The sequence below is a fragment of the Aeromonas sp. WP2-W18-CRE-05 genome, assembly GCF_014168615.1.
In the GTDB taxonomy this organism is placed as follows: domain Bacteria; phylum Pseudomonadota; class Gammaproteobacteria; order Enterobacterales; family Aeromonadaceae; genus Aeromonas; species Aeromonas caviae.
Map to the genome: position 1 here is coordinate 3959852 of NZ_AP021917.1, position 15425 is coordinate 3975276.

Genomic DNA, 15425 nt, shown 5'->3' on the forward strand with positions numbered 1-15425 from the left:
GCTGCCAACGATCGCCTGGTGCAGCTCTGTCTCCACTGACTCATGACAGCTCTCCCACCCTGGCCGCCATGACAGCCTGTGCCTCCAGCCGCCCGGCTGACATCACCAGCTGCCGCTGGCAGCGCTGGGCCAGTTCATGGTCATGGGTCACCACCACCAGGGTGGTGTTGTGCTCGCGGTTGAGACGAAACAGCAGTTCGATCACCGTCTCCCCGGTCTTGCTGTCGAGGTTACCGGTGGGCTCGTCCGCCAGCAGCAGGCTGGGGCGGGTCATGAAGGCACGGGCAATGGCGACCCGCTGCTGCTCGCCGCCAGAGAGGCGCGGCGGCAGGTGGTGCAACCGCTCTCCCAGACCGACCTGGGCCAGCAGCTCCCGGGCACGGGGCTCGCTGTCGGTCTCCCCCCGCAGCTCTGCCGGCAACATGACGTTTTCCAGGGCACTCAGGGTGGGCAGCAGCAGGAACGACTGGAACACGAACCCCACCTGCTCGGCCCGCAGCCTGGCGCGTCCCTCCTCGTCCAGCCGGGTGAGGGAGTGGCCGAGGATCTCTATCTCGCCGCTGCTCGGCAGATCGAGACCGGCCAGCAAACCAAGCAGGGTGGACTTGCCGGAACCGGACGCACCGACCAGCGCCAGCGTCTCGCCGGTATTGACTTGCAGATCGATCCCTTCAAGGATGGTGAGGCTTTCCTGACCGAGGCGAACGGTTTTACCGAGCCCCCTGACGGCGATAATGGGCGTTGAACTCATCTTGGGTATCCTGTTTGCCTGAACCTGTAATGACAATAGAACGTGGGAGTTGACTGCATGATGCGTCTCTTGTTTGCCGTGAGTTGCCTGTGCTGCTGGGCAGCGTCCGTCCAGGCCCAGACCCTGCTGGTACTGGGCGACAGCCTGAGTGCCGGCTACCAGATGCAGGCCGAACAGAGCTGGCCTGCCCTGCTCAATGAAAAGTGGCAGCAGCAGGGGGGAGAACACACCCTCATCAATGCCAGCATCAGCGGTGAAACGACCCAGGGCGGCCTGGCCCGCCTGCCCGCCCTGCTCGAAACCTACAAACCGGACTGGGTGTTGATCGAACTCGGCGCCAACGACGGGCTGCGGGGCTTTGCTCCCGCCATCACCCGGGCCAACCTGACCAAGATGATCGAGCTCACCCGGGCGCACCAGGCGAAGACGGTGCTGACCCAGATCCTGCTGCCCCGCAACTATGGGGCGCGCTATCTGCAACAGTTCGAGCAGATCTTCCCGGATCTTGCCAAGGCCAACGACCTGCCGCTGATGCCCTTCTTTCTGGATGATATTGTGCTGCGCCCTGAACTCATGATGAACGATGGACTGCACCCGACGGCCGCCGCCCAGCCCCGGATCCGCGACAAGGTCGCCCGCTTTGTCGAGCCTCTGCTGACACAGTAGCCCGGTGTCCGGGCCCATGACCCTTCCCCTTGCCCAGCAAAAAGCCCCCGCATGGCGGGGGCTTTTTCATGGTTCGGCGTGCCGGGTTCAACGGCCCAGGATCTGCCGCATCCGCTGCTGGGCCACGTCCACCAGCAAGTCGGGCTGGAATTTGGAGATGAAGCGATCACACCCCACCTTCTTGACCATGGCCTCGTTGAAGTTGCCGCTCAGGGAGGTATTGAGGGTGATGAAGAGATCGGACATGCGCGGATCGCTGCGCACCTCATGAGTCAGGCGATAACCATCCATCTCCGGCATCTCGGCGTCCGTGATCATCAGCATGATCTCGTCGGTCACCTTCTTGCCCGCATCGCACCACCCCTTGAGCAACTTGAGGGCCTGCAAGCCGTCCTGGCACTCGATGACCTCGAGCCCGAGCTGGGCGAGGGTCTCGCGCACCTGGTTGCGGGCCGTGCTGGAGTCATCGACGATGAGCACCCGGCGTCCCTGCATCTGGGGCAGGATCTCCTCGTCCAGCACCTCGGACGAGATGCGCACGTCATAGGTGATGATCTCCGCCAGCACCTTCTCCACGTCGATGATCTCGACGATCTGGTCGACGCCCCCTTCCGGGATGCGAGTGATGGCGGTGAGGTAGTTGGCACGACCCGCCGAACGGGGCGGCGGCAGTATGTCCTTCCAGGTCATATTGACGATGTGGGCCACCTGCCCCACCAGGAATCCCTGAATGGTGCGGTTGTACTCGGTGATGATGAGGTTGGACTCCTGATCGATGGCCATGGGGCGCATCCCGATGGCACCGCGCAGGTTGATGACGGGGATGGAGACGCCGCGAATGTTGGCGACGCCGCTGATGTTGTGGTGGGACCCCGGCATCTTGTTCAGATGGGGCAGCTTGACCACTTCCCGCACCTTGAAGACGTTGATCGCAAACAGTTGCTGGGCACCCAAACGGAACATCAGCAGTTCCAGGCGATTCTCCCCTACAAGCTGGGTACGTTGATCCACTGAATCCAATATGCTCGCCATATAACGCCCTTACGTCCATTTCCCGAAATTGCCCCGCACCGGAGCTGCGACATGCCAACCAGCCCCGCTTTCCCTGTCGGGACAACGCAAGCCTATATAGAAATAATGAAAAGCGTCGAGGAAAGATAGGATCTTGACCACGGGGCGTGATCATCGCCCCATCACTGCCTCATGGCAAGCACAGCCACGCACCGGCCCCGACAACAAGGGTATCGACCACACAGGGCCATTGCTGAACCCCGGCGTGCCGCTCTTGTCATCCAGCGCGGTCCGCCAGCAACAAAAAGACCGGCCACATGGGCCGGTCCTGAGATGTGCAGTGCGTCCGGGACGACTTAGAAGTTGTACTGCAGGGCCACGGCGACGATGTCGTCGGTGGACTTGTTCAGGCTGTTCTTGCCGGTGGAACCCACTTCGTCCAGCAGGTTGATCTTGTAGTCCACGTAGGCATTGAAGTTGTCGGTGAAGTTGTACCAGGCACCCACGGAGACGTATTCGGTCGCGGTGTCATCGATGCCGTGAGCGCTGTCCTTCACGTCGGTACGCAGGTAGGCCAGGGAGGGCTTGAACTTCGGCGTGATGTTGTACTGCACGACCGCTTCGTAGCCATCCATCTTCTCGGCGTAACCGCGCAGGGAGCCGGTGTCCACGAAGAGGTGATCTTCACCGTGGGAGTAGGTGGCGGCCATGTAGAGGTTGCCGACGGCATACTTGGCGCCCACCCCGAACAGCTTGGCGTCGCTGTCGCCGCCGAAGCTCACGTTCTCGGCCTGCTCGTCGGTCTTGCCTGCCTGGTTGTAGGCGGCACCCAGGCTCAGGCCCATGTTGAAGTCATAGTTGGCAGAGAGGGCATACCCCTCGGAAGAACCTTTCGGGCTCCAGGTGCTGTTCGGACCGACGCGCTCGCTGCGGCTCGCGTTCTGCGGGTCGTTGTTGCCGGTGAACTGGGCACCCAGGGTCAGCCCCTGCCAGTTGTACATGTACTGGGCCAGGCCGTTGGTACGACCGGTACCGAACACCTCGGTGTCCTTGCCCAGACCATCACCACCCCACTCCGGCAGCACGTCGGTGTAGTTGTTCACCGCCTTGGTGAACAGACCGTCCTGACGACCGTAGCTGAAGGCACCGAAGCGATCGTGCTTGATGCCCGCATAGGCGTAACGCAGCTCGTCGTTGTCAGAACCGGAGACCGGCAGGTTGTACTCGGCGAAGCCGAACGCGGTCAGATCCTCGTCAACCTTGGTTTCACCTGCGATGTGCAGACGCAGGTAGCTGGCATCGCCTTCGGTGGCATTGTCATCGGTGCCGTAGTACATGCCGTTGACGCGGCCGCCGATGTCCAGTTTGGTACCATTCTGATCGTAAACGTTGGCGGCCTGTGCACCACCGGCCAGCAGCAGGCTGGAGATGGCCATCGTCAATGCTGTCTTTTTCATTGTTCTTTCCTCAGGTGTAAGCACTCTCTGTCAGACCAGAGTTCGGTCGTGATGATCGGTTGATGTGCCGATGGCCTAAGGTAGATCCGGAAACCTTGATGGGAACTGAAGCGGCGAACGATTAATTATAAAAGCATCAATTCGAGCTGACGCCGCGACATATAGTGTCACATGAAATGACACTGGTAGAATTTATGACCATAAAAATCATTTTTGCAACACAAGTGAACTGAAAGATTTGATGAATACAGTTTAATGTTTCAGCAAAGCGAGAAACAGGGAAGCCCTGCCGGGCGACACGGACTCCCCGCTTATGTTCCCCGCCTCGTCAGACCGGCTGCCAGCCGCGCATGACCCTCAGCAGGTCCTTCCAGCTCACTATGCCCACCAGGGCGCCGTTTTCCAGCACAGGCAGACAGGAGATCTGGTGCTCCAGCATGAGGCCGGCGGCCTCTTTCAGGGAGCGTTCGGGGGAGACGGTGATGGGTTCACGGCTCATGATCTGATGGGCGCGCCGATTGAGGGTCTCGGTGTCCCGGTTCATCTCGGCATCCGTGTCCAGATAGGGGCTGATGGCACGCAGCAGATCCCGGTCCGAGATGACCCCCACCAGCTCCTCTTCTTCCACCACCAGGAGGTGGCGGAAATGGGCCTGCTCGAAGATCTCCTTGATGACGCTCAGCCTGTCATCCATGGAAACGGTCGCGACCCGGGTCGTCATGATCTCTTTAATCAACATGGTCAGCCTCCTGCCCCCCAGATGTCTCTGTTATGACACGTTTTTCCGGCGGCAGCCATCCCCCCCGCCCTCAAGTGCAAATTTGTGTCATTTCACGTAAGATCCGCGCCAGTTTCTCTCCTTCAATCGAGCCAAGCAGACCCATCCATGATAGTTGCCAGTCAAATCGAACTGATCCGCGGCGGCCGCACGCTGCTGGACAACGCGTCCGCCACCATACACCCCGGCCACAAGGTGGGCCTGGTGGGCAAGAACGGCTGTGGCAAGTCCACCTTCTTTGCGCTGGTGCGGGGCGAGCTGGCCATCGACAACGGCAGCTTCAGCCTGCCCGCCGGCTGGCAGATTGCCGGCGTGGCCCAGGAGACCCCGGCGCTGGATTGCTCCGCGCTCGAATACGTGGTCGATGGCGACAAGGAGTTCCGCGCCCTGGAGGCCGAGCTCGCCCAGGCCGAGGCGGATGACAACGGTCTGCTGGTGGCCGAGCTGCACGGCAAGCTCGATACCATAGGTGCCTACAGCATTCGCGCCCGCGCCGCCGAGCTGCTGCACGGTCTGGGTTTTGGCGGCGATCAGCTCGACTCGCCGGTCAGAAGCTTCTCCGGCGGCTGGCGCATGCGCCTGAACCTGGCCCAGGCGCTGCTCTGCCGCTCCGATCTGCTGCTGCTGGATGAACCGACCAACCACCTGGATCTGGACGCCGTCATCTGGCTGGAGAAGTGGCTCAAGGGCTATCAGGGCACGCTGGTGCTCATTTCTCACGACCGCGACTTCCTCGACTCCGTGGTGAATCGCATCATCCATATCGAGAACGGCAAGCTCAACGAATACAGCGGCGGCTACTCCGACTTCGAACTGCAACGGGCCGAGCACCTGGCCCAGCAGCAGTCCATGTACGAGAAGCAGCAGCGGGAGATGGCCCACATGCAATCCTATGTGGACCGCTTCCGCTACAAGGCCTCCAAGGCCCGTCAGGCCCAGAGCCGCTTGAAGGCCATGGAGCGGATGGAGAAGATCCTGCCCGCCCACGCCGACTCCGAGTTCAGCTTCGAGTTTCGCGAGCCCTCCGCTCTGCCGACCCCGCTCATCGCCATGGAGAACCTCAGCGCCGGTTACGGCGACAAGGTGATCCTGGAGAAGATCAAGCTCAACCTGGTGCCGGGGTCGCGCATCGGCCTGCTCGGTCGCAACGGCGCGGGCAAGTCCACCTTCATCAAGATGCTGTCGGGCTCCAACCCGCCCCTCTCCGGCAAGCTGGAGGTGAGCGCCGGGGTGAGCATCGGCTACTTCGCCCAGCATCAGCTCGAGACCCTGCGCCTCGATGACAGCCCCCTCGATCACCTGGTGCGCCTCGCGCCGGACAAGACCGAGCAGGAGCTTCGCAACTACCTCGGCAGCTTCGGTTTTCACGGCGACAAGGTACTCGACAAGGTGGCCCCCTTCTCCGGCGGTGAGAAAGCGCGTCTGGTGCTGGCCCTCATCACCTGGCAAAAGCCCAACCTGCTGCTCCTGGATGAACCGACCAACCACCTGGATCTGGAGATGCGCCACGCCCTGACCATGGCCCTGCAAGGGTTCGAGGGCGCCATGGTGGTGGTCTCTCACGACCGTCACCTGCTGCGCACCACCACGGATGATTTCTATCTGGTCCACGGCGGCCGGGTCGAGCCCTTCGATGGGGATCTCGACGACTACCACAAGTGGCTCGGCGAGCAGGAGAAAGAGGCCAATGCCAAGCCGGCAGATGGCACCGTCTCCGCCAACTCGGCGGTGGCGCGCAAGGATCAGAAGCGCCTTGAGGCCCAGTTCCGGCAAGCGACCCGGCCGCTGCGCCAGAAGCTGGAAAAGCTCGAAACCAGCATGGAGAAGCTGCAAGGCAGGCTCGCCGATATCGAGCACCAGCTCGCCGATCCCGCCATCTATGAAGAGAGCGCCAAGGGCAAGCTCTCCGAGCTGCTCAAGTCCCAGGGCCCCCTCAAGGAGGAGCTGGAGCACGTCGAGCTGGAGTGGATGAGCCTCTCCGAGGAGCTGGAAACCATGGAGCAGGCCTTCTTTGCGTGATGAAGCCTTGATGGCCAGCGAGCGGGTCAGCCCCGACGCCCTGCCCACCCCTTCCGAGTTCTGGACATGGAGCACAGGCGCCTATGGCCAGCGCAGCCAGGACTGGCTCCACGTGCAAAGCATGGGGGGCAACGTCAACCTGGCACTCCTGCTGCACCACCTCGACCTGCTCCGGATCCCGGTCGACCTCACGGACTTGCAACCGGCCCTGGTACAGACCGAGGCGGTGCTGCTCCCCTGGCGCACCCTGCGCCAGCAGGCCAAGTCGCGGGTGGGGGCCGAGGAGTACCAGACCATGCTGGCCCACGAACTGGAGCTGGAGCGGCTGCAACAGGGGGTCTTGCTGCAGACCCTGCGCACCCTCGCCCTGTTTCGCGGCGACAGCCGCAACCTGTTTCACTATCTATCGTTACTGGGTGCCCAGCAGGGCCCCCTCAGAGATCTCATATGCTGAGCTACCGCCACGCCTTTCACGCCGGCAACCACGCCGACGTGCTCAAACACGCCGTCCAGGCCCTGATCATCGAGTCCCTCAAGAAGAAGGAGAAACCCTTCATCGTGCTGGACACCCATGCCGGTGGCGGTCTCTACGACCTGCGCGGCGACTGGTCCCAGAAGAAAGCGGAATATGCCGACGGGATCAAACGCCTGTGGGATGAGCGGGCCCAGTGGTCTGCCATGGCCCCCTATCTGGGTGTCATCGAGGAGATGAACAGCGATGGTCAACTGCACTACTACCCCGGCTCGCCGGAGCTGTCACGCCGCCTCATCCGCGATCAGGACAAGCTGGCGCTGATGGAGCTGCACAACAACGAGGTGGAGGATCTTCGCGCCAACATGGGGTACGACCCCCGCGTCGCCGTCCACCATCGCGACGGCTTCGAGGGGCTGGTGGCCCTGCTGCCGCCCACCCCGCGCCGCGGCCTGGTGCTGATCGATCCTCCCTATGAGCTCAAGGAAGATTACTTCGCCGTGGTCGATACCCTGAAAAAGGCACAGAAGCGCTGGGCCACCGGCATCTATGCGCTCTGGTATCCCATCCTCGGGCAAGAGGCGGACAAGTCCCGCGACATGCTCAAAGCGATCAAGCGGGAGAACTTCGGCAACGTCCTGGTAGCGGAGCTGGAAGTGGCCGGCCAGACCAGCGATTGGGGCATGAACGGCTCAGGCATGCTGATCATCAGCCCCCCCTGGATGCTGGACGAGCAGATCGAAGCCTTCTTGAAACCCCTGTGCGCCAGGCTGGCCCAGGGCACCGGCGCCCAGTACAGGGTGGAGTGGCTGAGCAAGGCCGAGGCCTGATCCTCGGAACCACAGAAAATGAAAAAGGGCCTGTCACAGCAGGCCCTTTTTCATTGGGGCTCATTACCCGGCACGTTCACGCTGGCCAGCTGCTCGGGCAGGTGGCTCGCCAACCAGTCGATGGCCATTCTGGTCTTGAGCGGCAAGTGCGGGCTGTGGGGCCAGAGGGCATTGATGGGATAGCGCCGACCCGGCAACCGGGCCAGCAGCTCGCGCAGCTCGCCCCGCTCGAGGTGGGACCGCACCAGCCAGGTCGGCAGCCAGGCGAGACCAAAGCCCGCGATGGCCGCCTGGGTGATGGCGTTGAGATCGTCCATCTGCAACCGCCCTCTGGGCTGGACCTCGCGCCATGTCTCGGCCTCCTGCCACCACCACGACAGCACCCGCCCCTGGCGCAGATAGGCGATGCACTCGTGCTCCGGTAACTCGGCCAGGGTCACAGGTTCCCCTCGCTCGGCCAGATAGGCGGGCGAGGCGCAGAGCGTCATGCCGTGCTCCCCGAGCCTGCGCGCCGCCAGATCCAGGCTGTCCGGCGGCTCTGCGTTGCGGATCACCAGATCCATCCCCTCCTCCACCAGATCCACCTTGCGATCGCTGAACGACAGCTCCAGGGCCAGCCCGGGATGCGCCTTCGCCAGCGCCAGCAAAATGGGGGCCACGCACTGCTGGCCGAACAGCACCGGCATGGAGACCTTCAATCTGCCGTTGAGGGTGAGCTTGTTGCTGGCCAGCGCCGTTTCCCCAAGACGCACCTCCTCCAGCGCCCGCAGGCAGTGGCGATAGAAGAGCGCCCCCTCCTCGGTCAGGCTCTGGCTGCGGGTAGTGCGATGAAACAGTTGCACGCCGAGACGCAGCTCCAGCCGCGCCACCCCCTTGCCCACCGCCGAGCGGGTGAGGTGAAGCCGCTCCGCCGCCTGGGCGAAGCTGCCCGCCTCCACCACGGTGGCGAAGAGATCGATGCCGTTGAGCGTGTTTGCCATCTATTGCATACCTTTTGGAACCAATATGGCGAAATACTATCAGCACTGCGGAAAAAAATGACTGGTAAGCTCCCTTCATTCTTCACACGTTTCAGATGGAGTTCCCCTCATGAGCCAGATCCTGCTGCTGCAATCCAGCCTCAACGGCCCCGCATCCCGCACTAACCAGTTGATGGAGCGCTTCCTGCAAACACGCCGGGAGCAGGGCCATCAGGACCAGGTGGTGGTGCGCGACCTGACCGCCCTCGACTTGCCCGCCCTCGACAGCCCGTTGTTTCACGCCCTGCGGGGGGCTGAACCGGCCAATGAGGCCATCCGGCAGGCGGTGGCGCTGTCGGATCGGCTGATTGCCGAACTCAAGGCCGCCGACCTGCTGCTGATCGGCGCCCCCATGTACAACCTCAATGTACCGACCCCCCTCAAGAACTGGTTCGATCTGGTGGCGCGGGCCAGGGTGACCTTCCGTTACACCGACACCTACCCCATGGGGCTGGTGGAGGGGGTCAACGCCCTGGTGTTCAGCAGCCGCGGCGGCGTGCATCAGGGACAGGCGACGGATGCGGTCACCCCCTACCTCCAATCCGTGCTCGGCCTGATGGGCATCGCGGAGGTGGAATTCGTCTACGCAGAGGGGATGGATCTGCACCCCCACGGGGCGGAACAGGGAATGCGCGAAGCCCATGCTCGGATCGCTGGCCTAGGCAGGTAGGGCCATCACCCGATCTTGCCCCTTCCAACCGGCCACCTGCTGCGCGGGACATTCCAAGTAAAAAAGCCCCGCAAGGGGCTTTTCTATGACTGCGGCAGTGGAGGCTGAAGAGACTAGGCTTGCCTGGCATCGGGGCCTGCGGGCATGTCCCGCCAGAGCGCCAGAATGAGCAGCGCCAGCAGGGCAAAGGGCGGCACCAGGCAGAGCAGCACGCACAGGAAGGTGACGAGCCCCGGGTGGCGGCTCTTGCGCCGGGCCAGTCGCCAGGCCACCACACCGACGACGATCATCAGCAGCAGCATGAAGAGAACAAACAGGTTGGAGTTGATGGTCATGAAAGCTCCTTTTTCATGGCAAAAGGCACACTCTAGCGCCGCTGCGGTCCCGGGCAACTCCCAATCTGGTGGTGCCTCCCCCGGTCGATAGGCATTTTCTATTTCGCCGATAGATGAGAATGGTTTTCATTTGATGTAATTCTGGGTGATACTGCCTTCATCGCCAGAGGAGACACCACCATGAAAAAGACCATCAGCTTCGCCATCCTGCACTTTTGTGTCGCCTTCACCGTGGCTTACCTGCTGACCGGCGAACTGCTCACCGCCAGCCTGATCGCCCTCATCGAGCCCGCCGTGAACACGGTCGCCTTCTACTTCCACGACCTTGGCTGGCACAAGCTCAAGCCTGAACACAGCCTGCAGGCCAAGACCAGCAGCTTCGCACTGGTCCACTTCTCGGTGGCCTTCGGTGTCGCCTACCTGCTGAGTGGCGAGCTGCTCACCGGCGGCGTGATGGCACTGATCGAACCTGCCATCAACACCGTCGTCTTCTTCTTCCACGAGCGGCTGTGGCGCAGCCGCCAGACCTTGGCGCTGGCCGGCGTCTGATTGCCATGCAGGGCCGCCCGGCACCCAAAAACACGGGGTGCTCCTGCCTACTTCGGGTGTAAAGTGTGCTCTGATCACGGGGCATCATGCCCCCTGTTGGAGCCCTGTCGATGAACAAGATCTTGCTTGGAACCCTGCTGTTTTCCCCTCTGCTGGCCGCGGCGGCCACCCCGTCCTTCGAGTGCGCCAAGGCGAAAGGCGCCGCCGAAACCCTCATCTGCAAGGATGCCGGACTGGCTGCGCTGGATAACGAGCTGTCAGCCCTCTATCCCAAGGCGATTGCCGGGTTCTCCCCCGAGCAGCAGAAGAGCGAGCGCGCCATCCAGCGCGGCTGGATCAAGGGGCGTAACGACTGCTGGAAGGCGGGCGACCTGCGCCAGTGCGTGGAAGAGAGCTACCAGTTGCGGATCACCGAGTTGCAGATAAAAGGCGGCCAACTGAGGGTGCCGACGCCGATTGATTACCAGTGCGGCAAGAGCCTCACCCTCTCCACCTACTTCTACAACGAGGCCAAGCGGCCCGCCGCCATGATCAATTTGAGCGAGGGGAACGACCAGCAGCAGGTGCTCGCCTATGAGACCCCCAGCGCCAGCGGCGCCCGGTACGAGGGACAAAACCTCACCTTCTGGACCAAGGGGAGCGACGCCATGCTGGAGCGCTACGGTCAGCCCACCCTTAACTGCATCGAGATCCCGGGCAACTGATCCCCCGCCCGGCCAGAGGCCGGGCAACCACTCCCGTACAGGCAGCAAGAGGGCCACCAACAGATGACCACTCGCCCCCTTTTACCTATGCCCAGCCCCCTCTCGCCAATCCAGCCCGGGCGCCAGGCTTTCGGGCTGGCCTCCATTTGTTGATCTTGCCCGGCAATTCGCCATTTCCTCCTTTCCCTTCGCTCGCGGGCCGTTAATATAGCCAATTGGCAACACACGCCTCGTCGGAGTCTCCCATGAGCCATGCCAACCCTCACGCAGGTCGCGAATTCAACTTCGAAGTGCGACACTCGCCTATGCCGCCTGACGGTACTCTTCGAATACCTTGACAGGCTGCCTGAATCCGAGACATTTCCGAGGTCGTAGGTTGAGCCACTGCTCCGCTCTCCTGACATCCTCGTCCGTGACCTCTCTCAGGTCTGTTCCCTTTGGGATAAACTGCCTCAACAGCCCATTGCTGTTCTCGTTCAGACCGCGCTCCCACGAAGAGTAAGGGTGCGCAAAGTAAGTCTCGGCACCCAGCGCTTCCTCTATCGCCTTGTGTTCGGCAAACTCGCCGCCGTTGTCAAAGGTGATGGTATGCACCTGCTCGATGTAGGGCGTTAACATCTCGATTATCGCATCCCGCACCACCCCAGCCTGTTTGCTCGCGACCCGCTTGACCAGATAGAGCCGGCTCTTGCGCTCCACCAGGGTGACCAGTGCACCTGTGCCTTGCTTGCCCAGCACCGTGTCCGCCTCCCAATCACCGAGCCGCTCCCGGCTATCGACGATAGCCGGCCGTTCATCAATAGAGCGGGCTTCCTTGATGGGAGAACGCAGGCTGCTCGCCCCCTTGCGGTAGCGCTTGTGGCCCTGGCGCAGATGGCGGTACAACTGGCCACCCCGGGCTTTGTCGGCGGCCACATGGCGGTATATCCACTCGTGACTCACCATGAGGCCTATCTGCTTGCCCACCGCGCTTATCTGCTCCGGGCTCCACCACCAGGCGAGTGTCAGCTCGACAAACTGGATGACATCGGCAGATAGCCGAGATTTGGCCGCACTGGCCCGTCGGTGGGTGGCGTGCTGATGCGCATTGTCTGGCTGGTAGCCCTGCGGCCCGGCGTTACGACGCAGCTCCCGGTAGAGGGTGGAGCGATGAACGCCAATGGCGCGTGCGGTGGCAAGGATGGACATCCCCTGTGCGCGAAGCACCGATAACTGGTATCGTTGCCCCTCGGTCAACTGCTGATAGCTCATGGTGATACTGCTTTTACTTTGGCGAGCAGAAGGGTACCACCAATCAGCAGTTGGCCACCTCTCGCCATTCATCCATGAGTGTCGCACTTATTATCTGAATTCCCGGGTAACGCGCAGCAGACTGGAGGCTGAGATCCAGTGCGGTAGCCATCCCGGAATTTGCCATGCCTATGTCACACGACTTTTCTATGCAATCGAAAAAGTTGTGCAAAAGAAGAGGGCAAGCGAATATCGTCCACTTCAGAGGCAAGAAAGTAAACCATTTATTTAAAATATCATTTACAATTCCCTTAATTAAGGTGAAGCAGGGTTAAATAGAAAGCAATATTAGAGTATTAGTATCATCCTCCATCTAATCACTGTAATAAATTCTAAAGGAGACGGGATTTGATTCCAAACTTTGAAGAGTCAGGAGTGCTTCCTCCTTTCATTGGAGCTTGTCCAACCAAATCAGCAAATCAAGCTCCTTACAAAGTTTCTTTGGAGGCTTTTGTCGAGCACTTTGCAACAAGTAAGGAAAGAATTGAAATTTTAATTGGGTTTCTTAAGTACCGCTATGATTTGAGATGCTTAGGTATTAAAAATGGTTTTCAATGGCTTGATGGTAGCTTTGTTGAGAATGTTGAAAAAACCAGAGGAAGAGCACCCAATGATATTGATTTAGTAACATTCGCTCATAGACCTGTAGGTTTTATTCTTGATGATTGGAAAAATTTTGTAGAAGCCAATATAGGCTTGTTTTCTCCTGAAATGGCGAAAGCATCATATAAATGTGATGCATATTTTGTAGACTTAGACTTGCCCACTAAGGCTATTGTTTCCCATACAAAATACTGGTTTGGTTTGTTTTCTCATCAAAGAGAAACAAGTTTGTGGAAAGGAATGCTTGAAATAGATCTTTCCTATAATGAAACAGATATTCTTAATAAGCTGATAAACGGAGGTTACAATGCCTCGTAAATTGAAACTGAATAGTTTGACGTCTGATCAGCACGCAGTACAGCAGTTGATCTCTGAAACCATTGAGTATGGAGATATCGTCGGGGAGCTACAGTATCGTGAAAAGTTAGAGAAACTTGATAGAGAAATTTCCTTGCTAAAAAATGCCAATGAAACTAATGCCAGTGTCGCCCTATTTTTTGGTGGCGAACCAGTATTAGGTTCTCAAGGAATACTTGCTAGCTTTGCGGGCAATGTTTTAGAAAACTTCCAAGAATTAATAAATAAAGCTTTTGCAAGTAAAGAAAATGGTAGCCTAGGTGAGCGGGGTAAGATCCCGTTAAAAGCCAATTCGAACCTTATGGTTACACAAGTAGCCAAAGGCTCATTTGGATTTATTCTTGATGAAGTTTCAGATCAATTAGAAATCACAGAAACTGCTCTTAAGCATACTGTTGATTATGTTTTAGATTTAATTAACGCATCAGCTCAGCCAGACGATGAAACTTTTGAAAAACTGATTGAATCACTTGATAAGAGAGTATTACAGTCGCTGAAAGATTTTTTCATTACCCTTGATAAAGCCCATTCAACAATGCGTTTAGTTGGTGATACTCAAGAATATTCCCTCGATTCCAACTGGATTCATCGAGCAAGACAAAGAACAGAGGCAACAGAAATTGATGAAGATGAAGAACTGGTGGAGCTGAAAGTTTTAGGTTTGCTTCCGGAGCACTGTAAGTTTGAGGCTGTAACAAGAGAAGGAAACATTATCTATGGTTCAACAACTAGGCTAGCCGCTGAACAGTTTAGATCAGAGTTAATCGGTAAGCAGGTTAGAGTTAACTTGTTGACAAAATCAATAAAACCATTGCGCCGTCCAGAGCGAACCGTTTATAAGTTATTAGAGTTTGTAGATGAAAATTAATAACAAAGGCCTCAAGAGGGACTGTCTTCGCGTGGCGTTGTCAGTTCCTTAGGCGGGTGTTAGCAACTAGCCATCAAAAAGTGCTCAAGTGTCAGCCCGTAGATGTGATGAGAGAAGCGCATTCATACCATCGCATATAACCCAGCCACGACATAAACCAGGATCGGGAAATCCCCTTGGAGTGCCCTTTTCGGCCACCTGATGGCTCTGTCTGGCGTTCCAGAGCCAGTATGAGCTGAATTTATTGGTTTTCCGACAATGACCACATATTTGCTTATAGTAGCGTTCACCTGTCCATTGACGGCTGTTCTGGCCCCACCAGGGGTCAAAGCGGCCATTTCCCGCCCCGGCCGGACGGGTTGGCGACCCGAGGGCAGTGTCCTCCCATTCGATGGGACAACGCCATATCCAGAGTGCAGTCGGCGCAATGCACTGAGCCTGCCTCTGCGCCGTTCCAGAGGGGTGGCGATACCGTCAGCTATCCTCCCTGCGCCGCGCCGACTGCTCGCCCTCCTCCGTGGGGATGCATTCCCCCCTGCCACTAACCTATAGTGAGCCCCTACTCGAACAACCTTTGCGAGCAGCACCATGTATATCGGCGAATTTGCCCGGCTGGCGGGCACGACCCCAAAGGCAGTCCGCCTCTACGAGCAGCTCGGGCTGCTGCCCGAGCCCAGGCGGCGCGGCAAGTATCGCGTCTACCGGGCCGAGGATCTGGAGTGGGTCGGCTTTATTCGCGAGGCCCAGCGGCTTGGCTGCAAGCTCGGGGAGCTGGTTCCCCTGCTCGCGGGCGTCACCAGCCTCGACCACTTCCCCTGGCAGAAGGTGGAGCAGCTTATCGCGGACAAGCTGGCGCAGATCGAGGCGGAGGTCGCCAGGCTGCAACGCCAGCATCAGGGCTTGAGCCAGTGCGCCACGCTGCTGGCGCAGCACCCCTGCCGCTATGGCGCCCCGGCGCTGCAATCCCCCGACGGGCGGGATCATCCCGCCGCCGCGGATCGGGGACAAAAGGTGGCTTGACTCTGTCCCATGGGACAAGGGGTGTA

The 15425-nt window shown here is 59.4% G+C and carries 17 protein-coding genes; 10 read left to right on the forward strand and 7 right to left on the reverse strand.

Features of this window, described 5'->3' with window-relative positions; all coding sequences use genetic code 11:
- Window positions 1-40: 40 nt before the first annotated feature.
- On the reverse strand, window positions 41-751 hold the full coding sequence (locus tag H7R73_RS18435; RefSeq protein WP_042016058.1) for an ABC transporter ATP-binding protein: 711 nt from the start codon (window positions 749-751) through the stop codon (window positions 41-43).
- Window positions 752-808: 57 nt separating this feature from the next.
- On the opposite strand from H7R73_RS18435, the gene H7R73_RS18440 reads away from it, so the two are divergent.
- Window positions 809-1417, forward strand: a complete 609-nt coding sequence (locus tag H7R73_RS18440) for an arylesterase (protein WP_103259606.1) — start codon at window positions 809-811, stop codon at window positions 1415-1417.
- Between the two features lie 87 nt (window positions 1418-1504).
- Here the strand turns inward: H7R73_RS18440 and H7R73_RS18445 are convergent, their stop codons facing one another.
- From H7R73_RS18445 to H7R73_RS18455, 3 genes are all read right to left on the reverse strand, one after another.
- Window positions 1505-2449: a chemotaxis protein CheV gene (locus tag H7R73_RS18445; RefSeq protein ID WP_041212426.1), complete on the reverse strand. Its 945-nt coding sequence runs from the start codon at window positions 2447-2449 to the stop codon at window positions 1505-1507.
- Window positions 2450-2784: 335 nt separating this feature from the next.
- Entirely contained in the window at window positions 2785-3885 is a 1101-nt protein-coding gene (locus tag H7R73_RS18450; protein WP_043156284.1) for a porin, read from the reverse strand.
- A 328-nt stretch (window positions 3886-4213) separates the two neighbouring features.
- The gene (locus tag H7R73_RS18455) at window positions 4214-4624 is read right to left on the reverse strand and encodes a CBS domain-containing protein (protein WP_010675511.1); all 411 of its coding nucleotides are present in this window, start codon (window positions 4622-4624) and stop codon (window positions 4214-4216) included.
- 147 nt (window positions 4625-4771) lie between these two features.
- On the opposite strand from H7R73_RS18455, the gene H7R73_RS18460 reads away from it, so the two are divergent.
- The 3 genes from H7R73_RS18460 to H7R73_RS18470 are packed head-to-tail and all read left to right on the forward strand — an operon-like array spanning window position 4772 to window position 7984.
- Entirely contained in the window at window positions 4772-6682 is a 1911-nt protein-coding gene (locus H7R73_RS18460; protein ID WP_103259605.1) for an ABC transporter ATP-binding protein, read from the forward strand.
- On the forward strand, window positions 6675-7136 hold the full coding sequence (locus H7R73_RS18465; RefSeq protein WP_039040190.1) for a DUF2390 domain-containing protein: 462 nt from the start codon (window positions 6675-6677) through the stop codon (window positions 7134-7136). The genes H7R73_RS18460 and H7R73_RS18465 overlap by 8 nt, the downstream gene beginning before the upstream one ends.
- Entirely contained in the window at window positions 7130-7984 is an 855-nt protein-coding gene (locus tag H7R73_RS18470; RefSeq protein WP_043156277.1) for a 23S rRNA (adenine(2030)-N(6))-methyltransferase RlmJ, read from the forward strand. Before H7R73_RS18465 ends, H7R73_RS18470 begins: the two co-directional genes overlap by 7 nt.
- Window positions 7985-8034: 50 nt before the next feature.
- Here the strand turns inward: H7R73_RS18470 and H7R73_RS18475 are convergent, their stop codons facing one another.
- Window positions 8035-8964 carry a LysR family transcriptional regulator gene (locus H7R73_RS18475; RefSeq protein ID WP_103259604.1) on the reverse strand — a complete coding sequence of 310 codons (930 nt, stop codon included), beginning with the start codon at window positions 8962-8964 and terminating at the stop codon, window positions 8035-8037.
- Window positions 8965-9073: 109 nt separating this feature from the next.
- Between H7R73_RS18475 and H7R73_RS18480 the strand changes: the two genes are divergently transcribed.
- Window positions 9074-9673, forward strand: coding sequence for an FMN-dependent NADH-azoreductase (locus H7R73_RS18480; protein WP_103259603.1), 600 nt, complete (start codon window positions 9074-9076; stop codon window positions 9671-9673).
- A gap of 113 nt (window positions 9674-9786) precedes the next feature.
- Here the strand turns inward: H7R73_RS18480 and H7R73_RS18485 are convergent, their stop codons facing one another.
- On the reverse strand, window positions 9787-10008 hold the full coding sequence (locus tag H7R73_RS18485) for a hypothetical protein (RefSeq protein WP_010675517.1): 222 nt from the start codon (window positions 10006-10008) through the stop codon (window positions 9787-9789).
- Between the two features lie 180 nt (window positions 10009-10188).
- On the opposite strand from H7R73_RS18485, the gene H7R73_RS18490 reads away from it, so the two are divergent.
- On the forward strand, window positions 10189-10557 hold the full coding sequence (locus H7R73_RS18490) for a DUF2061 domain-containing protein (RefSeq protein WP_010675518.1): 369 nt from the start codon (window positions 10189-10191) through the stop codon (window positions 10555-10557).
- Window positions 10558-10667: 110 nt separating this feature from the next.
- On the forward strand, window positions 10668-11261 hold the full coding sequence (locus H7R73_RS18495; protein ID WP_103259602.1) for an MliC family protein: 594 nt from the start codon (window positions 10668-10670) through the stop codon (window positions 11259-11261).
- Window positions 11262-11564: 303 nt separating this feature from the next.
- Here the strand turns inward: H7R73_RS18495 and H7R73_RS18500 are convergent, their stop codons facing one another.
- Window positions 11565-12512, reverse strand: coding sequence for an IS30-like element ISAs2 family transposase (locus tag H7R73_RS18500; protein ID WP_019706001.1), 948 nt, complete (start codon window positions 12510-12512; stop codon window positions 11565-11567).
- 387 nt (window positions 12513-12899) lie between these two features.
- Between H7R73_RS18500 and H7R73_RS18505 the strand changes: the two genes are divergently transcribed.
- The 3 genes from H7R73_RS18505 (at window position 12900) to H7R73_RS18515 (ending at window position 15399) form a co-directional block, all read left to right on the forward strand.
- A complete protein-coding gene (locus tag H7R73_RS18505; protein WP_182951359.1) occupies window positions 12900-13472 on the forward strand; it encodes a DUF6932 family protein in 573 nt (190 codons plus the stop codon).
- Window positions 13462-14379, forward strand: a complete 918-nt coding sequence (locus H7R73_RS18510; protein ID WP_182951360.1) for a hypothetical protein — start codon at window positions 13462-13464, stop codon at window positions 14377-14379. Before H7R73_RS18505 ends, H7R73_RS18510 begins: the two co-directional genes overlap by 11 nt.
- A gap of 588 nt (window positions 14380-14967) precedes the next feature.
- Window positions 14968-15399 (forward strand): MerR family transcriptional regulator, encoded by a 432-nt coding sequence (locus H7R73_RS18515; RefSeq protein ID WP_103259601.1) that lies wholly within the window; start codon window positions 14968-14970, stop codon window positions 15397-15399.
- Window positions 15400-15425: the final 26 nt, after the last annotated feature.